The sequence below is a fragment of the Methylomonas sp. 2BW1-5-20 genome, assembly GCF_052474515.1.
Genome location: NZ_CP184127.1, coordinates 4,901,520 through 4,925,520, shown reverse-complemented (window position 1 = coordinate 4,925,520; position 24,001 = coordinate 4,901,520). Strand labels below are relative to the sequence as shown.

Annotated in this window: 23 protein-coding genes; all 23 read right to left on the bottom strand. The window is 50.8% G+C overall.

Features of this window, described 5'->3' with window-relative positions; translation table 11 throughout:
• Positions 1 to 81 precede the first annotated feature (81 nt).
• The 23 genes from ACH50O_RS22680 to ACH50O_RS22570 all read right to left on the bottom strand — a co-directional run bounded on the left by ACH50O_RS22680 (position 82) and on the right by ACH50O_RS22570 (position 23,717).
• Positions 82 to 642, bottom strand: a complete 561-nt coding sequence (locus tag ACH50O_RS22680) for a VPLPA-CTERM sorting domain-containing protein (protein ID WP_446810004.1) — start codon at positions 640 to 642, stop codon at positions 82 to 84.
• A gap of 1,080 nt (positions 643 to 1,722) precedes the next feature.
• Entirely contained in the window at positions 1,723 to 2,064 is a 342-nt protein-coding gene (locus ACH50O_RS22675; RefSeq protein WP_446810003.1) for a flagellar protein FliT, read from the bottom strand.
• Positions 2,051 to 2,440: a flagellar export chaperone FliS gene (gene fliS, locus ACH50O_RS22670; RefSeq protein WP_446810002.1), complete on the bottom strand. Its 390-nt coding sequence runs from the start codon at positions 2,438 to 2,440 to the stop codon at positions 2,051 to 2,053. The genes ACH50O_RS22675 and fliS overlap by 14 nt, the downstream gene beginning before the upstream one ends.
• A gap of 12 nt (positions 2,441 to 2,452) precedes the next feature.
• Entirely contained in the window at positions 2,453 to 3,853 is a 1,401-nt protein-coding gene (gene fliD / locus ACH50O_RS22665) for a flagellar filament capping protein FliD (RefSeq protein ID WP_446810001.1), read from the bottom strand.
• A 24-nt stretch (positions 3,854 to 3,877) separates the two neighbouring features.
• Complete coding sequence (locus tag ACH50O_RS22660; protein ID WP_446810000.1) at positions 3,878 to 4,315, bottom strand: flagellar protein FlaG; 438 nt, start codon at positions 4,313 to 4,315, stop codon at positions 3,878 to 3,880.
• A 65-nt stretch (positions 4,316 to 4,380) separates the two neighbouring features.
• Entirely contained in the window at positions 4,381 to 5,232 is an 852-nt protein-coding gene (locus tag ACH50O_RS22655; RefSeq protein WP_446809999.1) for a flagellin N-terminal helical domain-containing protein, read from the bottom strand.
• 134 nt (positions 5,233 to 5,366) lie between these two features.
• Complete coding sequence (locus tag ACH50O_RS22650; protein ID WP_446809998.1) at positions 5,367 to 6,419, bottom strand: nucleotidyltransferase family protein; 1,053 nt, start codon at positions 6,417 to 6,419, stop codon at positions 5,367 to 5,369.
• Position 6,420: 1 nt separating this feature from the next.
• Positions 6,421 to 7,059 carry an acetyltransferase gene (locus ACH50O_RS22645; protein WP_446809997.1) on the bottom strand — a complete coding sequence of 213 codons (639 nt, stop codon included), beginning with the start codon at positions 7,057 to 7,059 and terminating at the stop codon, positions 6,421 to 6,423.
• The gene (gene neuB, locus ACH50O_RS22640) at positions 7,056 to 8,126 is read right to left on the bottom strand and encodes an N-acetylneuraminate synthase (protein WP_446809996.1); all 1,071 of its coding nucleotides are present in this window, start codon (positions 8,124 to 8,126) and stop codon (positions 7,056 to 7,058) included. Before neuB ends, ACH50O_RS22645 begins: the two co-directional genes overlap by 4 nt.
• Before the next feature lie 395 nt (positions 8,127 to 8,521).
• Positions 8,522 to 9,214, bottom strand: coding sequence for an acylneuraminate cytidylyltransferase family protein (locus ACH50O_RS22635; RefSeq protein ID WP_446809995.1), 693 nt, complete (start codon positions 9,212 to 9,214; stop codon positions 8,522 to 8,524).
• A 75-nt stretch (positions 9,215 to 9,289) separates the two neighbouring features.
• Positions 9,290 to 9,958 carry a PIG-L deacetylase family protein gene (locus tag ACH50O_RS22630; protein WP_446809994.1) on the bottom strand — a complete coding sequence of 223 codons (669 nt, stop codon included), beginning with the start codon at positions 9,956 to 9,958 and terminating at the stop codon, positions 9,290 to 9,292.
• On the bottom strand, positions 9,958 to 11,118 hold the full coding sequence (neuC, locus tag ACH50O_RS22625; RefSeq protein WP_446809993.1) for a UDP-N-acetylglucosamine 2-epimerase: 1,161 nt from the start codon (positions 11,116 to 11,118) through the stop codon (positions 9,958 to 9,960). The genes ACH50O_RS22630 and neuC overlap by 1 nt, the downstream gene beginning before the upstream one ends.
• 12 nt (positions 11,119 to 11,130) lie before the next feature.
• The gene (locus tag ACH50O_RS22620; protein ID WP_446809992.1) at positions 11,131 to 11,778 is read right to left on the bottom strand and encodes an HAD family hydrolase; all 648 of its coding nucleotides are present in this window, start codon (positions 11,776 to 11,778) and stop codon (positions 11,131 to 11,133) included.
• The gene (locus ACH50O_RS22615) at positions 11,750 to 12,655 is read right to left on the bottom strand and encodes an ATP-grasp domain-containing protein (protein WP_446809991.1); all 906 of its coding nucleotides are present in this window, start codon (positions 12,653 to 12,655) and stop codon (positions 11,750 to 11,752) included. Before ACH50O_RS22615 ends, ACH50O_RS22620 begins: the two co-directional genes overlap by 29 nt.
• A gap of 8 nt (positions 12,656 to 12,663) precedes the next feature.
• On the bottom strand, positions 12,664 to 13,362 hold the full coding sequence (locus ACH50O_RS22610; protein ID WP_446809990.1) for a TylF/MycF/NovP-related O-methyltransferase: 699 nt from the start codon (positions 13,360 to 13,362) through the stop codon (positions 12,664 to 12,666).
• 565 nt (positions 13,363 to 13,927) lie between these two features.
• Complete coding sequence (locus tag ACH50O_RS22605) at positions 13,928 to 15,067, bottom strand: LegC family aminotransferase (protein ID WP_446809989.1); 1,140 nt, start codon at positions 15,065 to 15,067, stop codon at positions 13,928 to 13,930.
• Entirely contained in the window at positions 15,060 to 16,040 is a 981-nt protein-coding gene (locus tag ACH50O_RS22600) for an NAD-dependent 4,6-dehydratase LegB (protein WP_446809988.1), read from the bottom strand. Before ACH50O_RS22600 ends, ACH50O_RS22605 begins: the two co-directional genes overlap by 8 nt.
• A complete protein-coding gene (locus ACH50O_RS22595) occupies positions 16,037 to 16,192 on the bottom strand; it encodes a hypothetical protein (RefSeq protein WP_446809987.1) in 156 nt (51 codons plus the stop codon). Before ACH50O_RS22595 ends, ACH50O_RS22600 begins: the two co-directional genes overlap by 4 nt.
• 184 nt (positions 16,193 to 16,376) lie before the next feature.
• Positions 16,377 to 16,562, bottom strand: coding sequence for a cytidylyltransferase domain-containing protein (locus ACH50O_RS22590; RefSeq protein ID WP_446809986.1), 186 nt, complete (start codon positions 16,560 to 16,562; stop codon positions 16,377 to 16,379).
• Positions 16,563 to 16,580: 18 nt separating this feature from the next.
• Complete coding sequence (locus ACH50O_RS22585) at positions 16,581 to 19,319, bottom strand: Hsp70 family protein (protein ID WP_446809985.1); 2,739 nt, start codon at positions 19,317 to 19,319, stop codon at positions 16,581 to 16,583.
• Positions 19,320 to 19,323: 4 nt separating this feature from the next.
• Complete coding sequence (locus ACH50O_RS22580; protein ID WP_446809984.1) at positions 19,324 to 20,640, bottom strand: TolC family outer membrane protein; 1,317 nt, start codon at positions 20,638 to 20,640, stop codon at positions 19,324 to 19,326.
• A 17-nt stretch (positions 20,641 to 20,657) separates the two neighbouring features.
• Positions 20,658 to 21,974, bottom strand: coding sequence for an HlyD family type I secretion periplasmic adaptor subunit (locus ACH50O_RS22575; RefSeq protein WP_446809983.1), 1,317 nt, complete (start codon positions 21,972 to 21,974; stop codon positions 20,658 to 20,660).
• 21 nt (positions 21,975 to 21,995) lie between these two features.
• Positions 21,996 to 23,717 carry a type I secretion system permease/ATPase gene (locus tag ACH50O_RS22570; protein WP_446809982.1) on the bottom strand — a complete coding sequence of 574 codons (1,722 nt, stop codon included), beginning with the start codon at positions 23,715 to 23,717 and terminating at the stop codon, positions 21,996 to 21,998.
• Between the last annotated feature and the right edge of the window lie 284 nt (positions 23,718 to 24,001).

Genomic DNA, 24,001 nt, shown 5'->3' with positions numbered 1-24,001 from the left:
GCCTGCCAGAGCTTTATCCGTCAGAAATGAGAAAAAAGCCGGGCGGGCTAAACTAGCTCAGCCCGGCCAAAGCCCAACATTTTAGGCAAGGACACTCGTTTTACGGCGCCCCGTATACAGCAGTCCCAGCAAAGCACTGGTGAGCATCCATACAGACGCCGGGAGAGGTACGGCAGTAATTGGACTTTCAACTGCCTGAATCCCGGCCGCGACCAACAATTTCAGGTTATTCAAGCTGGCTCCGGTAGCAAAACCGAAGTTGATATATGGCTCGACTTCATCCGAATTGAATAACTCCGATTTCCAGGAATTACCGGATAAGTAACCTATTTGAAATTTACTTGATCCGGATAATTGCCCCGTATTTTTGGAGAACAATGTCGACACATCATAATTCCCACCGTTAGCGGTAAATGTGACGGCATCGAAACCTGTAAAAGACACAACAAAATTGCCTTGGCTGATATCCGCAGTATCTTCAAAAATACCGAATGTACCAGTTAATACAGGTTGCCCCAATAAATTGGTCGCAAAAAAGGACGCTACGTTTCCTGTCGGCGCCCAGATACTAGCGAAGCCAGCATTTGAAATCAGCAACAGGGAAATAGCGACCCAATGTTTTAAAGATAAAATCATCTTCATTGATTTTCTCCATTTTACTCTAACGTTAACAAACGGCTATCCATTAGCCTCCTTACTCTGAAGCCCGAACATTGCTTAACAATGTCTTGGCTTTAGCAGAGTTCTTTCAGCCATGACCAAGAGTTTTTCCTCCCGCCTGCTGCTATTGCCGTCATTGAATTAATATGCGGCAATAAGTTATATGGTGAATCCCCCCGATGATCATCAAGTTCAACCCGGGAAATAAACACACTCCCCGCGTCCATTGCAGAAGTGCTTTAAATAGGAATGACGCTTGTACGCGATATATCCGATTGCTTCAAGCAATCGGATATCCACTCAACATTTTCTATCGCGCAAACTAATGCGCCACCAGATTTATACCGTTAAAAAAGTCTATTTAACCGAATCGAAGCTCTATTTGGTCAAACAAGTTTTCAACTAAATTACTTGGAAACGATTCTACAACTAACGACTTAATCCTTTATGAGCACTAGATTAAAATTTGATTAAAGATCCTTCCAAGGAAGCCTGTAGTGACGTCCGTAACATTTGGGCCATGATCTTGATTTGTTATGCATTCTTTGAGAGATGCGGAGAATTTAAGCAACATATTCAATCCCAAACTGCGGAATAGTCGCTGTTTTTTGACGAGAGTTATACATTTTAGATGAGACGTAAATTGAGTACTGAACGAGCGGAAGATAGCGGTAGTAGCAAGTTGGCGATTTAAGCGACTACTTCGCAAGCACTCTCTTAACCGGGTCTATATCTCCTGATTGAAAGAGCATTTACGATTTAGTATTTAGCCACAGGCCGCACCGGCAGTTTAATTCAGTATTCCTGTGGTGTGTCAAAACCTACCTGGACAAATCTGCCTTTTGACGATGACAATGGGAAACGAGTCGGACTCAACGGGATAAATTTTTGCCGGCACGGTAATACCAAGCTGACAAAAGCCGGCAAATGGAACGAAAAGGTAGCGAAACGGGAAAGGAAGCAGACGCCAACGCAGGGAATCTGGCACATTTTATTTAGATTACTTCTGGAACCGGCCAAATTCTTGCTGAAGCCTGCTAGCGTAGGCATCAGATACAAAAACTAGCTATTTTTGTAAGCTTGCGTCGCGCGCAAGCCCCTATCAAACGACAACTGCTGTTTCACAATGCCGGATTTATGCTCTTCAACCTGAGCTAGAAAAAATGCATCGTCAATTAGCAGAGCTTGCATCATACTTTTTAGGTTATCACGGAGGTCATCAGGAATAGGCTGGCTAAATATTTGTTCCAAATAAGCCTGCCGGGACCGCAATATTATAGGCAACCGATCCCAATCCTCGCTAGAGAGGCATTGCGCAATTTTTTCTTTAAAATCGAACAGAACATGCTCGTAAGTATCGATATCATTAGGCTGAAATGAATCGGCAGGATTAACCGATGGCATCCCAAGCCTCTTTTATATCTTTCATCAGAGAAGCCACTTCGTCCAAAATTTGCTCGTTATTTTCACCGCTCGCCTGCAACAGGCGCATATTGATATAACCATAAAGCTGGTTGAGATTGACAGCAATATCTCCGCCATGCTCGATATCCACTGCTTCGTTTAGACCGCCGACGATTCCCATAGCCTTGGAAATATAAATACTTTTGGCTTCCATATCGCCATGTGCTATCGCACCTTTAGCGGAATTGACCCTGACCAAAAAACCTTCCATCAACATTTGGATCAGCCGATGGGGAGACTCTTCACCCAAACCGCTGGCAGTATGCACATCCGCGTATTGCTTAGCCCCATTCCTACTTTTCGCCATTGCGTACATGATAAACCCCTATTACAGCTTGCTGATCCAGCTCGTAAGAAAATTGCCGGTGTTCTTGAATTGTCCGACTGCGCTATCCATGGCAAGAAATTGTTTTTGTAAAGCCTGTTGCACCCTTTGGAATCTGACGTTGACATCGTCCTTCTGATCGTCCAATCGGGAAATTGCTTTATTTAACGAGGTTTGCTGACTATCGATTGATCCGCCCGACTGCAACAACACCGATAGTTTGGAGGCCAGTTTGGTCGCCACCCCGTCCGTAGAGGCAAACACATCGCTAACCGACTGAAAATTCGCCGACAACGCCGTTTTTAACTTAGCACTATCCAAAGACATGACGCCATCTTTGTCGACGCTGACACCGATCATCGCCAAAGAGTTGAAACCGCTACCGGCCGTCGATACCGTACCTGTCGAATTCTGCCGAATCTGCGTAGCTACATAACGTAAGGTCGAATCGCCAATCAATGCGCCATTTCCACTACCGCTACCGTCCTTACTGCCACCGTATTTGCCGAGATTCTTGACCGTCGTATTCAGCTTGTTATATGCAGTAACGAAAGTATTGATGCTGTTGGTGATTGCATCGTTATCGACGCCTATATCGACGGCAACCGGCTTCCCGACTTCCGTTTTAGAAACCAAATTGAGCGTGACGCCGGGCAGCACATCTGAAATGGTATTGCTACTGCGCGTCGCGGTTTGCCCATCAATCGAAATCACGGCGTCTTGTCCCGCGGTTTTGGTGTCCAGGTTACTGGTCGCCAACTGAGATAAACTGACGTCCCCGCTAACATTACCGTCATCGGTGCCGCTCAGCGTAAATGCGCTGGCAGAGCCGGTGTTTTTTGCAGTTAAGACTAATTTGGATACCGTACCCGTATGCGTGGCGTTATCCACATTAACAATGCTTGCCGAAACAAAACTATTGCCATCGGCTTTGTTGATGGCATCACGCACTTTTTCCAACGTATTATTGCTACTATCCACGGCGACATTGAACGTCGCTCCGGAAGTCGCGGTAAACGACAACGTGCCCGAGCTAAGAGTTGAAGTGAGGCCGGCAAACTCGGTTTTAACAATCGACTTTTGCGCCTTCGCCAATTCCGTAACTTCCAACGAATAATTTCCAGTCGCCGCATAGGCATCGGCGCTGACCTTGAGAACCGACTCGTCCGACGAGGCGCTGGTATGCGCGCGAAACGCACTACCGTCTTTCAACGTATTGATTGCCGTTTGAAAATCCGATAGCGCGCTTTTTAACGTCCCCAAACCGCTGAGCCTGGCACTCGCAGTATCTCGATGCCGCTGAATTGAATTAAGCTGCGGCTGAGTTTCCGCCGTTGCTAACTGCGATACCAACTGCTGAATGTCGATACCGCTACCAAGCCCTGTTGAAGACACTATGCCCATGACACTCTCCCAAGCCTCGTACTACTATGCCCGATCCTGAATCACCGAACCCTGATCGCCTTGCAGTTCCTGCATCCGTCTAATAAAAGCCAACATTTCTTCGGATGGAATTTGCCGCACCAACTCCCCACTGTCGCTGTCGACAATTTTAACCACGACTTCCTTGGTCGCATCGTCGACTTTGAACTGCAAATTACGCTGAGTAGCTTGCAATATGGAATTACCTTCTTTTGCGGCTTGCCGGACCAACTCCAGCGGCAACTTTTGATCAGTTTTATCTTTTTTCTCTGGGCCATTCAACGCCGTTGCGTTTTGCTTATCCAGAGATAAAACAGCAACATTATTGCCGTCCTGATCGCTTACTGCCTTTACTTGAGCGGATACCTTACCAGTCTCTTGCTTATCGGTTTTTACGGTAGTCACAGGAACCAGTTTCAACACATTTGTAATTTCACTGTTCATGACATTAACCCTTGTTTAAGTAAACATAGCGGAAAGCCGCATTTTTTGCGGCCATCCTCTTAACCCTATCTAAGCAAGCTAAGAACTGTTTGTGATGACTGGTTAGCTTGCGCCAACATTGCAGTACCGGCTTGTTGCAAAATTTGCGTACGGCTCAAATTGGATGTTTCTGTCGCAAAATCCGCATCCATGATTCGTGACCGCGCAGCACTTTGATTTTCAATCGAAGACTGCAAGTTACCTATTGTAGTCGTAAAGCGATTTTGAATGGCACCCAAAGTTGAGCGGAACGTATCGATTTTTTTAATGGCGTTATCAATTGCATCGACTGCGTCCCGTGTATCCGCTGAAGCAGCCCCGGAACCGATGGAAACGGCGCCTGTGCTAAACAGAGATTTAATACCCGATGCCGCCGCCAAGTCGCTCACATTGATAGAGATTTGGTTGTTCGCGGAAGTTCCGGCACCCACTTGAAAGTTAACGTTAGTCAAAGAACCGTTTAAGACTTTTTTACCGTTAAATTCAGTGTTTTTAATGATACGACCGATCTCATCGCCCAACTGTTTAAACTCGGTTTGTAGTTTTTCGCGGTCACTGGCGCTAACCGCACCAAAGTTGGAAGCCTGTACGGCCAAGTCCCGCATCCTTTGCATAGTCTCAGTGATCGAACCCATCGCACTTTCAGCGGTTTGCGCCATTGAAATACCGTCGTTGGCGTTTCTGATCGCCACCGTCATGCCTCTGATTTGCGATGTCATTCCATCACTAATCGCCAAACCGGCTGCGTCGTCTTTTGCCGAGTTAACCCGCAAACCTGAGGACAATCTCTCCATTGAGGTTTTCAGCGAGTTGGTGGTTGTGCTTAATAACCGTTGACTGGTTAATGAAGCGACGTTTGTGTTAATTACCATTGACATGATGCTATCCTCCTAGTGTATCCGGCCGGTTAGGCCGAAACGACTATATGTTGGTTAAGTGACTCGATAAAAAATGTTTCATTTCAAACTCGAAGGATGTATCGGCCTCAATGAAAATAACTTTACCCCCTGTCTCAAAAATATTGGGCGAACTCGCCCTGAGCGCGTAAAAAATCCGCCTCGCGGCCAATGTCCAGCCAATAGTCATTGACTGCAAACATAGACACCGTCTCGCCTAGAGCGATTTGCTGGTTAAATAACGCCGGCATATCCAGCTTTTTTTGCGTGGCAATGCTCTTCACCAAACTGTGATCCAACACATAAATTCCCGCGTTAGCCAGACAGCTTTGTAGCGGCTTTTCTTCAATATTCACAATTCGCTGATGCTCCAAGGACACCACGCCGTATGGAATTTGATACTCGTACTGCCGCACGCACATGGTTGCTATCGCCTGTTGCTCATTGTGGTAAGCCAATAACCGGGAAAAATCGATCTGGGTCAGAATATCTCCGTTCATGACTATCATCGGCACATCGGACAAATCGTCAGGCAGCAAACCGATCGCTCCCGCCGTGCCCATGGGCTCCACTTCGTCGATATAGCTAATCGAGATACCCCAGCGGCCGCCATCGCCGAAATAATTCTTGATCTGCTCCGCCTTGTAGTGCACCGCAATAAAAAACTGCCTAAAACCCGATTTCACAAAATTCTCTATGATGGTTTGCAAAATCGGCTTGCCGCCAATTTCTAACAGCGGTTTCGGACAATCGTCGGTATAGGGTCGCAGACGCTTGCCAAAACCGCCCGCCATCAAAAATACCGGGTTGGGAAACGCCGGCTGTTTATATAAGGCTTGGAGCGACTCCAAACGCACCACCCGCCCCTGATCGTCGACGACCGGCAATTGATAGAGATGATGGCCTTCCATCATCGCAATCAACTGGGCCTTACTATCCTGCAACGTCGCGACCTTGGGCCGCTTATTCATAACCTCCGCAACCGGATGCTCTAGCTGCAAGCCTCTGATCAGCGCCCGGCGTATGTCGCCATCGGTGACCACTCCGACCAGCTTATCGCTATCATCGACCACTAACGCTATTTGCAAGGCGCCGTGATCGATCACTTCGATCGTCGTACGCAGACTTGCTTCCGGCCGAATTACCACTTGTTGCCAATGCTGTTTCATGTCACAAATCCTGAGTTTGAGGACGGGGCGGATACACAATTTGCCGTTCACCTACATCCCTGGTAATCACGCTACCGGCACCGACAATGCTGCCGTTACCGATCCGCACCCCTTGAATCAACACTGCTCCCGTACCGATATGTACATCGTCACCCACCTCAACGCCGCCGCTCATAATCGCACCGGGAGCAATATGCACGTGCCGGCCTATCCGGCAGTCGTGTTCTATAATCGCCCCACTATTAATTATGCAGTTCTCAGCAATTAACGCGCCAACTTGAATCACAGCGCCGGCCATAACCTGCACGCCAGCCGCTAAACTCAACGGGTCAACAACGAATGCGGCAGGATCCCGCACCGCTTGGAAACCATAACCCTCTTCTACAAATTTATCGAAAAGTCTACGGCGCAGACCGCCGTCTCGAGGTAGAGAGCCAATCCCATTTACCAAGGCCACGTCCCGGGGCGAAAAGGTTCGCACGGCTTGATCCTCACCCAAAACCTTACAACCTAACCAATTTTCGCCGACAGTACGCGAGGGATCGGTAACGCCGACAATCTCAAAATTGCAACGTCGCAAGATACTCAGCAATACTTTCGCATGCCCCCCGCTGCCCAACAATATGACGGGCTTGTTCATTCGATTAAATCGTCCGTTTGATAGTCCCGCAGACTACCTTGCCCCAATAAGCGCCAATATTCCATCGGCGAAATACCGATACCCGGCCGTTTACACGCCAAATTTTCGTCACTAAATCTGTTGCCGACGGCTATCGGCAACGCAGCGACCAAACTTTTGCGAGCCACATCGCGGGCATTCAACTCGACCGGCTGCGGGGCTTTTGCGCAAGAGCCCATCGCCTTTTCGATTACTCGAATCGAATCGACCAGTTGTTTTAGCTCACCTGGCTCCATTGAGACCTGATGATCCGGACCTTTCAAACTACGATCCAAGGTAAAGTGTTTTTCTATCAGAACAGCGCCGCGCGCCGCAGCCGCTATCGGTACGGCCAGACCTTCGGTGTGATCGGAATAGCCTACCGCCAAGCCGAAGGCCTGGGCCAGAGTATCCATTGCCCTTAAATTGACGTGATGAGCCGGCGTGGGATATTCGCTGGTGCAATGCAGCAAGGTAACTTTGTTTTTAAGCATGTTCCGGCCATCGGTCGAACTATAAGCCTGTTGAAACGCCGCGAGGGAAGGTTGCTCCCAACCCAAGTAGCCGAAGGCCAACACGCCGAGAGCTGTTTCCACTTCTCCCAAAGTAGCCATACCGGTTGAGAGAATAATATTCTTGCCAGTCTGCGCATGGGCCAGCAGAAATGGACCGTTAGTAATTTCTCCCGATGGGATTTTCAGTTTGTCGATACCCACCTCGTCCACCAAAAATAGCAAACTGTCGAAATCGAAGGCTGTCGATAAAAATTCAATACCCCGCTGCCGACAATAGTCCCGTAAGTGAAAGTGAAACTCATACTTCAATTCCAGTTTTTTCAACATCTGTAACTGGGTTTCGTCAGCACCGGTAGCCTGCTTTTGATACTCGGCTTTTGCTGCTATGCCGGTAACCAGTTTTTCAGCTTTGAAGGTCTGAAATTTCACCGCATCGGCGCCTGCCGCCACAGCCACATCCACCAACTGCAACGCCGTATCCAGACTGCCGTTATGATTGACGCCGGCTTCGGCGATAATGAAAATACGGGTCATACCCTAATACTCCTAAAATGACTACGCTAACAATACGCGACCAGTAGTGCTTAAGCTTAGCGCATTGTTCCCAGGCTCACACAACCCGACGCCAGACCTGACGGCGCGGCAGGGTTGGAAAAATCAAACCAGTGAATTTTAACGGCCAATCGTTTATGTCGAAATAGAAGTAAGTGGATTTGGGCGGGCGGGTTCGGACCATCAAATAACAGTCAGCGATTAAAGCAAATGCGGCATTTAATTCATCAAAATAGCAATCGGCTTGCGCTGCTCCCCGGTTTTTTAATGAGTAAAGCCAGATATTTTTCAGGCCTTGTTTAGCGAGTGCCGCTAACCGCGGTTTGGCGTGCGGACATCCGTTAAAATTAACGCCCTCGGATGACGAGCATCTTCATTTACCGATTGATTAAAAATTCCGCATATTCAAAGTCAAACGAATCGTCTATATCAACCGCAAACATTTTATCCATGATGTAAGCACTGGTTCCTTGCCGCATATAAAAGCTTTTATGTTGCAAAATATCGGCGGTTTTGGCGCAATAAACCGCACCGTTCAGCCGATAACGCTTGGGAAAATCCTGACTACGCGTTCTTAACGCTTGCTCGTTTTGAACAATATAACCATCCATCCGCCGATCTTCCGGTAACATCATGCTCCATTCCACTGGGTAATCCAACTCCGATACCGACACCACCGATCGTACATCAGGTTGTTCCAACAGTTTCATCGCTTCGGTGATATGAATTGACTTGCGTAGCGGTGAAGTCGGTTGCAAAAGCACGACCGCATCGTAATCTTTGCCGGCCGTTTTCAAGGCATCCAAAGTATATTCGAGCACATCGAAGGTCGGCGTAGTATCGCCGGCGAGTTGTTCGGGTCTTAGAAACGGTACTTGGGCACCGTAGTGTTTGGCGACAGCGGCAATCTCCGGAGAATCGGTAGATACCACGACATCCATATCCAAGCCGGTCGCCAAGGCCGCTTCTATCGTCCAGGCGATCAACGGCTGACCACCCAGCAACCTGATATTTTTATCCGCCACACGCTTGCTGCCTTTGCGCGCAGGTATGAACGCTATAATTTTCATGCTGTCTTATCTGCCTTCCACGCCAATAACTTTCAAGATGTTGGTTACTGCTTCTGTTTTTACGTTCATTCCGCGTTAGATTATTTCCTTTAGCAGAACAAATGCTTCCGCAGCCTGACAACCGGCTGTCGTACCACGCAGCATTGCCAGCGCGCGCAAGGCTTCGATACTCCTCGGAAACGGAAACTCGCCGAGCTCGCCGGTAAAAATCTGCATAATCTCGAGTTTCCGCTCTAAATAATCCCCGATATCAACAAATACATTCGGTCGAAAACCCAGTGTGTCAGGTCTGATACCGAATTCGGTTTCCGATAAAGTTTCGTAAGCCAAAATACGCTTGATCGAGGAGTTTCGAAACCACTTGCAACAAGACATCACCGCGTCGGCGGCAACCGCATGATCGGAATGCACGTCACCGCAGAACGGCAAATAAACGACTTCCGGCTGCAGGGTTAGGAAGATGCCCGAGATCTTCGCTATCAAGTCACCCTTGGCAATTGAGTCCAAACGGGTGCAAGGAAAATCAAGTACATTGACTGAAACAAACCCGTAACGGCGCGATACTTCAGTAATTTCCTGATCTCTGGCCAAAATTCTTGCTTCGCTAAAACCTTGCGCCTCTGTCATTTTGGTTAACAACAACCAATGGATTTTATCACCTGCCCGAGCATGCCTGAGCAAAGTTCCACCGCAACCAAGTGTTTCATCATCCGGGTGCGGAGCTACTACTATTATGTTAGCCATTAGTAAGTTATGTCCTTGATCAACAAGCTTTCGTCGATTGCTATGCTCGCCAGAATTTCAGCGATACGCTGTGAGGATTGGCCGTCGCCGTAAGGGTTGCTACATTGGCTAACCAGTTTTCGATAATCCGCGTCAAACGCGGCCCGCTTCACGGCAGCAATGATCTGGTCAACATTGTGAGGCACGAACTCGACATTTTCCGCGCACAATCGACCCTTTTGCCGGTTGCCAATATTAATCACCGGCAACTTCAACAAAGGGGATTCCAAAATACCGGCGCTGGAATTGCCGAGCATGCAACTGGCACGGCGCATGACATTAACAAACTCCAGCCGCGGCATATTTTTCACCGCATGTATAAACGGTAAGTCCTCGTACTCTCTGATCGCCTTGATAATCTGCTGACCACCGGCATCGGAGTTGGGATAACTCAAAACCGTTTTAATACCCAAGGCCTTAACGGCCTCCATTGTTTGCCGCATTTGCCAATAGGCTTGTTCAATTTCCGTTGAAATCACGTGCTGAATCAACAAAATCAACGGCTCACCTTCCTCGAAGACAAATCCTAACCTAGAAGAGAGTTGTTCCGCAGAAAGAGCCGGCACCTGCAACAATCGATCAAGGCCGGGATTGCCGGTGTCATAGACTCTGAACGGCTGTTCGCCGAGGCGAATAATCCGCTGGTAACTTTCCTGATTCGTTACAAAGTGAAGATGCGCCAGCTTGGTAACGGCGTGTCGCACTTGATCGTCGACGTTGCCTATGACTCGATCGCCACCGGCAATATGCGCAACCGGCACATTCATATAGGCACCAACCAAGGCGGTCGACATGGCCTCTTCGCGGTCACCTAAAACCAACAAGAAATCCGGTTTGACTCTACATACCGTTTGCACCAAGCCCTGCAACTGAAATGCCAGCCCCTTGACTCGCGATGAGGCCCGGTCGCCATTCACCAAACTCTCGATTTCGTCGGCAACCTTAAATCCGTCCTTACGAATTTCGCCCACCGTATAACCGTAGGCATCGGCTAGATGCGCGCCGGTCACCGCAACTTCCAGTTCCAGCAGGGGATGCTGATCAATAGCACTAAACACCGAAGACATAATGTCATATTCGGAACGAATGCCAGTGACGCCAAGCACTATCCTCTTATCCATGCCCATCCAACCTCAAACAGCCCACATACATTTAACACCGACAAATCCGAACCCCGCCGTCTCGGCAAACAAGCGGTCGACGATCCGATCACCGAAAAAAACGGCCTCCGCGGGATCAAAGCCGTCGTTGAAAATCGCGATATGATCCAAGGCAACGGCAGCCGGCTTTTCGGTTCGGCAGTCCAAACAACCCGAAATCACAATGTTTTCCGGCCTAAACCAAAAGCCCAAACCAAGCGCTTCGAATTTAGCGCGCTGGAGCGAGCAAGAACCATCGCTCACCAAAAACAACGGATAGTGCTCCGCCATAAACTCCAGCAATGCCAAGACGCGGGCGCTCAACTGCAAAGCCGGCCGAAAAGTCCTGAACACCTTAAGGCATTCGCCGACAACGCGATCCGCTATTTCCTGCTCTACCTTCGCAACCGATAACACGTCCGAAAAAATCCGGTTGTAAGAACTGCCTTTCTCAAGCCAACATCTGAGCAACAAGCTATAGATATTCGACTGATCCGAGCCGGTGGCGGCTGCAATTTTTTCCGCGATCGGCCTGTACACCTGGGAAATAAAATCGAATTCGTCGTAAAGGGTGCCGTCGAGATCAAAGCCGACCGCCTTCACATTCGGCCAATCAATGGTCGGATACAAAGACTTCAGCATAATAACGCATCATCCTAAGCCCATATTTGATCGGCTTGGGTTGGAAAACCCAATCGTCCGTCAACGCATCGCATAAAACCGAGATCCAATTTTCCGTGGCTGCAAACCCTAAGGCCATACCACCCGCGATGCGCGGATTGACTTCAATAACTTTCACCGTACCGTCGAGACAGCAAAAACACTGGACATTAATTGGGCCGATAAACTGGGCCGCCTCGCACAATGCGCCGACGACCTCAATGATTTTTTCGTGACGGACGACGACGCCCTGCGTCGATTTGCCGTCCTTCACGCCGATGCGGCGGCGAGGCACAATGTACAAAGGCCGCGAAGCTTTATCGCACAAAACATCGACCGTATATTCCTCGCCTTCCAGCAACGCCTGAGACAACATACCCGTCATGTCGACCCGCTCCTGAACCACGCGGACACCCTGCCCGCCTCTACCGTGACGGGGTTTGACCAAAGGATAATCCTGACCCAGACTGGTCGCCGGCGTGGGAATGCCGTTATCGACAAAAAATAGGTAAGCCAACCACTTGTCGACAAAAGTTTCGATAACCGGCGGATCGGAGACGATGACTTCGACACCTCGATCGGCAAACCGATGCTTGTTGTTTGCCCAGCCCAGCAGCGTTTCGTCAAGCGACGGAATGACGACATCGATTCGATGTTCGGCAAGAATAGTTGAGACTTTCGGCCACAAATCCGTATCGTGCTTTGAAGGCATCCGCACAAAATCGTCAGCCAAATAGCGTCCGACGCACTGTTCTTCGATATCGGAAGCAACGGCGATATGACCCGCATCCTTGATGGCATTGATCAGATAGCCGCTAACCAGGCTACCCGATGCCTCGGTAAGAATTCTCCTGCGCATTTGCCTTCCTACATGACGATATAAGCAATACTCGGGTCGAACGAGAAACGCCTTATCTCTTTTTGCCTGATATCCAGCGATTCCAGCATTGCCATGGTTTCACCCGGCCACCAAGGATTATTGATTTCGTCGAACGCCAGTACGGAACCTTTTGGCATACGCGGCAGAAAGTGCTGTAAAGCGACCTTGGTCGGCTCGTATAGATCGAAATCCAGAAACAGCAGACTAACCAGAAGGTAGGGGTTTTGCTCCATAAACGCCGGAATGGTTTGCATGGCGTTTCCCTTAACCAAGAACACTTTCTCGAATTGATTGAGTACCCGATTTTCATCGTATTCTCCAATCAACTCCTGCAATTCGGCATAGACATCGTAACCAGTGGCAAGCCCGCCGACTTTGGTTTGTTCATTGGCCGCTTGACCAATATCCTTGTCGTTTACCGACGGAAATCCCTCGAAAGTATCGAAGCCGAAGATCCGTCTGTCCAAGGCAAACGGCTCGAGCGTGGCCGAAAGCTTGGCCCACGCCAACAAACCACCACCATGATGAACCCCGCATTCAATGATGCTGCCCTTGATACCAAGCTGCATTTGAAACAGCTCGTACCTGACCAGAAATCTTGAAATTGCCTGGCGTCTGACATATTTTTCGAAATTATCCAGCTTCGAGTTGATGGGCGCGGGATATTTTTCTATCAAAGGTTGCATCAAGCTCTCCTAAGCATTAAGTGGTAACGCGAAATATAGCCGCCTGCAACGACTTGTTCGCGGCGAATCAGAACCGATTCGACGATCTCAAACAGCCCATGGAACAACCGCTGAATTTTGGCGGGATCAAAGCAAGACAGTATCGTGCCTTGCTCATGTCGGGTATCGACGACTTCCTCTCCACAGTATTCCCAGGCATGTTTTGAATCCTAGCCAGAAACCGGATCGCCGTAAAACAATCCATCCGCCGTCATGACGCGGGCAAGTTCACCACAAGCCGCTCTGGTAACGAATTTGAATAGGCATCAAGCCTATTTCATGGCAATAAATCGCATTGCAGCCAATAAGCAGCCTAAATCCAGAATATTGAATTTTCCAGGCTCGGCTGCAACGCCACGAAACGCATTCAATCCAGTTTGCTTGCGTATATCTCGAGAAACAAAGCGAATCACCTTCTCATACGGATAAAACACGAAATTATCCCGATTTTGATAAGAGCGATTTCACTCGGCTTTCCGACGGTAATCCATCCCGTCGCCCAGGCCGTGTCAGCAACAAATTCGGCTCAGAATACCACGCTGCTGGGAATATTCACCAGCCTATCGGCCAGCCGCCGCGATTGACTCAAACCGTCGGTTTGGCAATGCCTATACATAGGCAAATCCGGCATCAACGCCCACAGCGGGCGGGTCATCACCCCCTGCGCGTTACTGTATTCCAGAAAGGCATCGCGTTGCTCCAGATCGTTAAGCAGCAGCGCATTCAGCCAATAGTTGGCTTGGCTACCGGCCGGCTCCTTAAACATTTCAGCACCATTATGCTCGGCCCAGCCCAGATAGCGGCCCGCCAGTTGGCGCTTGCGTTCGACGAAATTCGGCAATTGCTCCAGTTGCGCCAAACCCAAAGCGGCGTTCAGATTGGGCAGCCGATAGTTGTAACCGACTTGGTCATGCTCGAATTTCCAGGCATGCGGTAATTTAGCGGTGGTCGTCAAATGTTTAGCCTGTTGTGCCAGTTCTTCATCGTCGGTCAAGATCATGCCGCCCCCGCCGGTGGTGATGATTTTATTGCCATTGAAACTGAGCACACCGAATACGCCGAAACCACCGCAGTGGCGGCCTTCGACGTAGCTACCCAATGCCTCTGCGGCATCCTCCACCACAGGGATACCATAATCGGCGCAAACCCGCGTCAGACCCTGCATATCACACGGATGACCGAACACGTGCATCGGCACACAGGCGGCAATCCGATTGCCGCTAACTTTGTTGTAAACCCCATCGTCTCGATGTTCCGCGCATTGTTCGAGAAACTCGGCGACAGCTCGCGGCGATAAACCCAGCGTAGCGGCATCGATATCGACAAACACGGGTGCGGATCCGCAGTAGTTTATGGCGTTGCAGGTGGCAACGAAGGTCACCGCCTGAGTAATCACTTCCTCGCCGGGCTTAACCCCGGCCAACAATAGAGCGATGTGCAGTGCCGCGGTACCGTTGACGGTCGCTACCGCATGCTTGACGCCGCAGTATTCGGCAATCTTTTTCTCAAACTCATTAACGTACGGTCCGACGCTGGAAACGAAGGTGCTGTCGATCACGTCCAGCAAATATTGTTTTTCGTTGCCGACAAAACGCGGTTCGTGTAGCGGAATAAATCCGTCGGTTTGATAAATTTCCCGTACCAAATGTACAAAACTGTCAAACATTGTAAATGTCCGCTTTATATTTGCGCCGGTTTTCAGGCTGGCAAAACCAGTCCACGGTGCGGCGCAAGCCGGCTTCCAGACTGACTGCCGGTTCGAAACCGGTCAAGGCCTTAATTTTGGCGTTATCGCACCACAACCGGTTCACTTCTGACTTTTCCGGGCGTAAACGCTGCTCGTCCACTAAAAACTCGACATCGCTATGCATAATCGACTTAATCAGATTCAAGGTATCGCCGACCGAGATTTCAAAATTGGAGCCGATGTTTACCGTCTCCCCGATGGCTTGAACGGATTCGGCCAGAGCAATAAAGCCGCGGCAAGTATCTTCAACGTAGTTAAAATCGCGGGTCGGCGACACGTCGCCCAGTTGGATTTGCTTTTTACCGGCGGCGATTTGGGTAATGATGGTGGGGATCACCGCGCGCGCCGATTGCCGGGGTCCATAGGTGTTAAACGGCCGGGCGACAGTCAGCGGCAAGTCGAAGGCGTTGAAAAAACTCATCGCCATCGCGTCGGCGGCGATTTTTGAGGCGCTGTAAGGCGACTGCGGCTGCAACGGATGCTTCTCATCAATCGGCACGTACTGGGCTGTACCGTAAACTTCGCTGGTCGAGGTATGGATCACGCGCGCGACTCCGGCGTCGCGAGCAGCCTGACAAACGTTCAGCGTGCCGCGTATATTGGTATCAACATAACTGTCGGGCGCCAGATAGGAATAGGGAATCGCGATCAAGGCCGCCAGATGAAACACGGTATCGACTCCCTTGCATATCGTTCGGCAAAGTTGCGGATCGCGCACATCGCCACATACCACTTCGATGTCGTTTTTATAGGAAACGCTGTCCAGCCATCCCCAGTCGTTAAAGGAATTGTATTGCGCCAAAGCTCTGACTTTTAACCCGCGCGCCACCAGCATTTCGGTCAAATGCGATCCGATAAAGCCGTCTGCGCCAGTCACTAAAACAGTATTCATACCAACCCTTGTTTATTAAAAGACTCGGCGATTGACCAATCTTCTTCCAAATCGATATCCCGGCTCTGCGCCGTGTTCATCAACAACGGTGCGGTTCTTGGCGGATAAAACGACCGATGCGTTAACAAATACTCGGCGTTAGTTAAATGCATGCCCCGTTCGGCGTCAGCAAGGCTTGCGTTTGCTGCCGGCTGCTTTGGGGCGGCGCGGCGGAATCCAGAGCCCGTAAAAAACCGTCATCGCAACGAAAAAGCGTAGTCAAATCTCGAAAGATTTCCTTACACCCGATAACCGCGTCGGCTTTGCCTGGCTGCATCATATCGACCGCCTGCCGAATTATAGCCGGCGTGCGAAATCGGTCGAAAATAAGGCGAGGGAATTTGCCAAGCCCGCCGCTGAAATTGCGTCGGCAGTCCAGCCCAATAGCGGTTTACGCGCTAATACCCGGCTATTTTTGTCGAACATACCTTTTGAGCCGCTACGAGCCGGCACCACCAGCAAAAGATCGATACGGTTTTCCATATTTACCTGTACTTACCGCTAAATTAGCTTCAATCCGGGCGGCAAAGCTTCACCGAAGACTTGCTTTTCCTGCTGCTCGTCAAGCTGCTTGTATTCAGCGACCATCTCCCGCCAAGAAGCGGCGGCTTTGGCTTGTTTGAGTTTTTCCAGCACCTGCAACCGCAAATCCTCGTCTATATCGCGGACGCGGTCGTCGCAACGCCGGGCCAGCAAGGTAGCCGCAAAACCGGCTTGAGGCTGCTTTTTCCAGTCTGTTTTCAGCAATTGCTGCAGCCAAATGCTCGTTATGGCCGGCGGAATCACCTCATGGTTGTTGCCATGAAACAAAATCCGCGCGCCAATCCGTCCAAGCGCCCACCAGCTCTGTTCCGGCTCGCCGGATTTTTCCAAACGCTTCAACAACCATTCGCCAAGCTGAACTTTGTCAGCCACCGGCAAACGCTCCAACGCCGCAGCCAGCCGCACCATATCTTCGTATCCGCGCGTAACCAACTGCTTGGCAACCCCGGCTTGACGAGCCGCCGCCGGATTGAGAAATTTGGCGATATCATGAAATACACGTTGTTGGGCCTCGGCGGACAAACCGCCTGCTACCCGCCGCCATAAGGTCCACCACTCCGCCCAGTTCTGCTTTTCGTTCACAAATTGCAGGCTTTCCGGATAAATCTTCCAAAGCTGTTCCACGCGCCAGTCGTCCAGCGGATAACCAAAACCCGGCCGCAGGCAATAGCCCGCCAAGCTCAACCACAATCGTTCGTGTTGCTCGCTACGCCGCCGATATTTGCCGCCTTCCAATAAAACCCCGAACAATTCGCGGAGCAGCGGTGTTTGCCAGTCGCCGCGCGGCGCGGCCAACACTTTTTCGAGATCGGCGCGTAAAGTTTTTACTGCCTGTGGATCGACATGCTTGGATTTGGCGCCGAATACCGCCTGGATTTTCTCCAGCGCTTGCGGCAATTGGCCCGGTAATTCGGCATTGACGGCGGCTTGCGCTTTTTTACGGATCTGAAATTCCACATCCCAGCGCTGGCTATTATCCTCGACCGACACGCACTGCAAACGTAGCGTGCCAACCTCGGTATAGGTAGCCAATAATTGCACGATAATTTCCGCTTTTTGCTGGCCTTCAAAAACCACCGCCAACGGCGGCAAGCTATGGAAACGTTCGTCATTTAAATCAACGACCTCGCCAGGCCGAAAATTGCCGTCGCCGCTACCGGACAATAAATGAAAGCGCACCGGTTGACCGACGCGTAAACCGAATTGCCGGTCCGTCAACAGAACTTCATGCCCTTCCTCGCTACCTTTCGGCAAGATACAAACGCCTCGCCGGACTTGGTCGAGACCGCTATCAACCAGCAAAAAATAACTGCGGGCTACGCCGCCGCCAATGCTGACTTTCTTCTCTCGGCGAGCGATGCCGTAGCTCACCGCACCATAAGCAACCGCCAGCTCAGGATTGCGATTGTCGAGAACTAAGGGAGCTTGCCCTGCTCGCCAACTGGCAAGCAAGTCGGTCACCCGTGCAACCATGGCCGGACTGCGAAACACCCCGCCGTTCAGCAATAACGCATCCGGAACGATACTTTCCCCACCCAGCGCAGCCTGCGCGGCCTGGGCATGCAATTGCAGAAAAGCGGCGATATGCTTGCTGATAGCGGGCTCCGCCGCGTACGGCAGCCCGAACTCCACCACGCCGCTGCGCTTCTTTTCCGGCAACTCCCGCAGGCCGGACAAAGGCAAGAAACCGTCTAACGCAATCTGTTTAACCTCTTCCCTACTCAGCGTCGTGCTTTTACTACCCCCGATTAGCTTAGAGCCGCCGCCCAATAAAGTCACGGCTATTTGCTCCGGCGCATCGTCCGCCAACAAACGCTCTTTTGCGACCCGGCATTGCTCAAGTAATTGCGAGAGATCGGCGGTGGAAAATTTCTTATCGCCCACACGTAAGCGGCTTTCCACAAGATGCGCCAGCGCCAGGTCGATATTGTCGCCGCCCAGCATCAGATGGTCGCCGACACCGATACGGGTCAGTTGCGGTTCGCCATTGCCGTAATCGATCTTGATTAGGGTCAAATCGGTAGTGCCGCCGCCCACATCGCAGACCAGCAGCAATCTGCTTCCGGCCAGGCTGGGTTTAATGCTACCGGCATGCCGCCGCAGCCAGTCGTAACAGACCGCTTGCGGCTCTTCCAGCAATCGGACATCGTTGAAACCCGCCACTTTCGCGGCTTCCAAGGTCAAGGAGCGCGCCGATTCGTCGAAAGACGCCGGCACGGTAATCACCACGTTCTGCTTCGCCAACGGCGCATCCGGAAACCGTTGTTCCCATACCGTACGCACATGCGCCAAGTAACTGGCACTGGCCGCCAGTGGCGACACCTTTAATACCGACTCATCACTACCCCAAGGTAAAATCGACGCAGCATGATCGACCGCGGTATGCGATAACCAGCTCTTAGCGCTGGTCACTAAGCGGCCCTGCGACTTAGCCCCCAAAACGCGCGCGCCCTCGCCGAGCACCGCGCCGTCTTCCGGCGTCAAAAATCCCGCATCGGCGCTTAATTCGCCAGGCGCCGGATGATACCGTACCGAGGGCAGCAACGGGCGCTCAGCCACTTCGCCGGGCGCAATCAGTTGGGGAATAAGGAACAAGCGGATTTGCTTTTCCGGATCGTTGCCATCGGCATAGGCCACCACTGTATGGGTGGTGCCTAAATCGATACCGACTAAAAATTGGCGGGGAATCGTATTCAAAATATTAATTCGTACTGGTTTGTGCCGGCTTTTGCAGCCAATCGTTAATTTCTTGCAGGTTCTCTGTGGAGATCACGCCTACCGCGTGCAGAAAGCGCATCCGATTTTTCACATAGCTGTACCGGCCTTGCGACAGGTCCCGCTTTGCCCGGAATTCGGCCTGCTGCGCATCCAAAACGTCGTTCACGGTCTCCAAACCAAATTTAAAGCCTTTTTCTTTGGCTTCGCGCGATTTTTTCGCCGAGGCCAAAGCCTTAGCCGATGCCGCAATCCGCCGCACACTGGAGTTGGAGCTTAAAAAAGCGTCACTGATTTCCTTGATCAATGCGCGCGTTTTGCTGTCATTTTCATTTTTAGCCAGTTCCAGCCGATGTTGCGCCTCATTGGCCTTTTCCGAGATCACGCCGCCGCTAAAGATCGGCACGGTAACGTTGATAGCCGCCACTTGGACCTCGGTTTGCGGGGTCCGCGAGCTTTGGTATCCGGTATCGGTGTTGTAGTAATTAAACTGCAAATCGACCACCGGCAAATGCCGCGACCTTTGCATCGCCACATCGTCGCTCGCCGCCTCGATTGTGTTGACTTGCGCCCGGAGCAAGGGATTTTCGCTTCTAGCCATCCCGATCCAGTCTTCCAAATTACCTTCCAAAGGCTGATAGTCAATATCTTCGCGGAGTCGATAGAGACTTTCCGGCGTCGCGTTGGTCAGTTCCTTCAAATTTTCCTTAGCCTTGACCAAAACCGTTTCCGCTTCGATTTCACTGGCTTTCACTTGATCGACCCTGGCCTCCACTTCATAAAGATCAGTGATCTTTACCAACTGTTTCTCAAACTGGCGCTTGATTTGTTCCAGTTGCTTTTCCAGGGCCTCCGCTTCACCGCGCAGTAAATTCAATTGATCTTCGGCTTGCAACACATCGAAATACCGTTCCACAACATCGTCGATCAATGCGTTTTCGGCTTCGACCTGTTCTTCGAGATACGCATTCTCCGTCTCGCGAGCCCGCCGCCAATTCCAGAATTTGGTAAAGTCGATTAAAGACTGATTGACCGAGATGTAATAGCGCTTGCCTGGATAAGTGGTATTGACGCTACGGGTCGAATTGCCGACAGTCTGATCGTTATGCGACCAGTTGCCGGTAGCGCTGACTTGCGGCAAAAACTCGCCGAACGATTGTTCTTTTTGCGCGGTCACTATATCCACTTTTAAGCTGGCCGCTTTTAACCTGGGGTCGCCGTTGACGGCTTGTTGGTAGACCGTCAGCAGATCTTCCGCGCAAGCCAGATTTAAAGACACCAGCAGCATAAGCGAAACCGCCAATCTATTCGCCAAGTTCATCAGTCTTCAATGAATGCACGCGATACGGCGTTAGTAATAGGTTGTAGTAAATATTCCAATACGGTTCTTTCGCCGGTATTGATTAGCACCTCGGCCGGCATGCCGGGGAGTAATTCAATCTCACCCAGTTTCTGATAACTTTCCGGCGTCAGTTCGATTTGTGCTTGGTAATACGACATGCCGGTGCGTTCGTCGCTGAGCCGGTCAGCGGACAAAACCGCGACTTTGCCTTCCACTTTCGGCGCCAAAGCCTGTTTAAAGGCACTGAATCTGACCTCGGCTTTCAAGCCTTCATGGACGCGGTCGATATCCATAGTCGACACCTGAGCAGTGACAACCAATTCTTCCTTTTGCGGCACTACATCCAGAATCGGCCGTCCGGGGCTGATCACCGTACCGGGGTTGTGAACAGTCAAGCCCAAAACGCGGCCGCCGGACGGCGCGCGAATCTCGGTTCGGGCCATTTTTTCCCGCGCGGCGATTAAGCGTTGGCTCACGTCGTAAAACTGGGCTTGCGACTCGCCCAGCTTGCCGGCGATACCTTCCTGAAACTGTTTTTCCGACTGCAGAATTTGTAATTGCGCTTCGGCAATTTGTATTTGATCGCTTGCAATTTCGGCGGTTAGCGCAGCCATTTCCCCCGTCGCCAAGGTTAAATTGCGATCGATATCGCGCACGCGCTGCTTCCCGGTAAAACCTTCCGCCAGCAATTCGCGTAAATCTTTAAGTTCGTCCTTATAAGATTCGCTCAAAGCTTGCTTGGCCGCACGTTGGCCTTGTAAGCCGCCGACTCGGGTGCTTAACTGGTTGCTGCGTTGTTTGAGCATCGAGACTTCACCCTCGTGCGAAAGTTTTCTTGCCTGAAAAATCCGAGTCTCGGCCAATTTGGCTTCCACCGTGCGCGGGTCGCTGTCGTCTTCTAAACTCTCAGGAAACTCGATCCGTTCTTTACGATCCCTTTCCGCGGTTAACCTCGCGACTTGCGCCGACAGGGTAATTTGCTGACTACGCAGAATATCCTGCTCGGCCTTAATGGCCGTGTCGTCAAGGCGGATCATGACGTCACCCTCGTTTACAACCGAGCCGTCCTTGACCAATAATTCGCGCACTATGCCGCCATCCAAGTGCTGCACGGTTTTTCGGTGCGATTTTACCGCGACGAAACCCGGAGCTAACGCCGAGCTGTCCAAAGGCGCGAAGTAACTCCATACCCCAAAAATACCAATCGTGGCTATGATGACCATATTCCCGATGTGACGGATCGGCCTGTCGTCAGTCACGAGGGCAACGGCTTCGAATTCGCTTAGTTGATTCATTTTAGGACCGGGCTGGTTTGGCTAAGCAAGAGGCTGTTCGGCTTTATGTTGCTGCGCGGCTTGTTGCGCGACTTTCTGCAAATGCGCAACCACCTGATCTTTGGGACCGTACACAGACAATTGTCCATCGCTGAGCAATAGCAATTTATCGACATTGTTTAAAACGTTATTCCGATGCGTAATCACGACTACCGTCACTTTATTTAGTTTGAGTCGCTGAATGGTTCTACCCAAGGCGATTTCACCTTGTTCATCCAGATTGGAATTGGGTTCGTCAAGCACCACCACCACAGGATCGCCGTAAAGCGCTCGAGCCAGACCGATTCGTTGACGCTGCCCGCCGGACAAATTACCGCCGTTCGCCCCGATTGCAGTGTTATACCCGTCCGGCAAACGCAAAATCAGTTCGTGCACATCGGCCATTTTCGCCGCGGCAACCACTTTTTCCGGGTTTACCTGCCCGAATCTGGCGATATTCTGGCTGATCGTGCCTTCGAACAGCTCGATATCTTGCGGCAAATAGCCGATATGCGGCCCTAGTTCGTCACGATTCCAATTAAAAATTTCGGCGCCATCCAGTCGAATCGTGCCACTGGACGTTGGCCAAATTCCCAACAAAGCTCTGGCGAATGTCGATTTGCCTGCCCCGCTGGGGCCGATCACACCGAGGACATCGCCCTTGGCAATCGACATGGTGATACCTCTGATAATCGGGGTCTTCGATCCGGGCGGCGTCACTTGCGCCACATCCAACTGAAATGCGCCGATCGGGTCGGGCAGCGTCATTTTTTTTGAATCCGCCGGCATTTGCAACAGTAGCTCGTTCAGCCGTTGAAATTGTCCACGAGCGTTGATAAAACCCTTCCACGAGCCGATGACGATATCGATAGGCGCCAAAGCCCGCCCCAATAAAATCGAGCCGGCTATCATCAATCCGGAAGTGATTTCATTTTTGATCACCAGGTAGGCGCCCAAAGCCAAAATCAACGATTGCGAAGACAATCGAATCAGCTTGGACACCGCATTGATCAGGCCTGCCCGGGAGCTGGCAGTTGCCTGCAATCTCAAAACTTTGTGCACACTGTTCAGCCAGCGGCTCTGGATATTGGGCAACATTCCCATTGCATCCAGCACTTCGGCATTTCTGAGATTTTTACTGACCAGATTGCGTGCGGTCATGGCGGTTACGTTGGCTTCGCTCAACATCCGGCTGGTGGCCTTTTCCTGGGCAACGGCAACAATGACCAACAAGACTGCCGTGGCGACCCCAGCCCAGCCGTACCAACTGTGGAACATGAACATCACAGCTAGATAGATCGGCAACCAAGGCGCATCGAAAAAGGCAAACAAACCGTTGCCGGTCATGAATTGCCGCAAAGCGGTTAAATCGTCGAGCGGCTGCATACTGGCCCGTTGCCCACTGGAATACAAAGCCATTTTGTAAGCCACTTTTAACAGTCTTTCACTTAATAACACCTCAAGCCGGGTACTGACTCTAACCAAAATTTGCGAACGCACCCATTCCAGTATGCCCATGGTGACAAACAACACCATCAAAATGAGTGTCAATAAAGTTAAGGTTGTCAGGTTACCGGTCGGCACCACCCGATCGTATAGCTGCAACATATAGACAGTGGGCACTAGCTGTAACAGATTGATAACCAGACTGAAACCGGCGGCAGAGATGAAGGCGCCCTTGCAAAGCCTAAGCGCTTCTACGAGATCTGATTGGGGGGATGTCATGTCCTTCGTTGTATTCCAAAGTTCCCGAAAAATGGATCGATTTTTACACACTCGCCCGTTTAGCGCCAAGTTAATCGAGAAACTCCGTTAAGTAGCTACGGCTATGCAATTTTATTTTGTGTCTATACTTAGGGCGATTTAGTCAAACTGTGAACAACATCATAGAGACAGGTTTCTGCATCGCCACGGATACTGTTATAAATGCTCGCAAATAAAACCATTAAAGTTTTTACGTCTGTTACCGAAAATACTAAAAATGCCGGGGCTACCGCCATGCATATTGA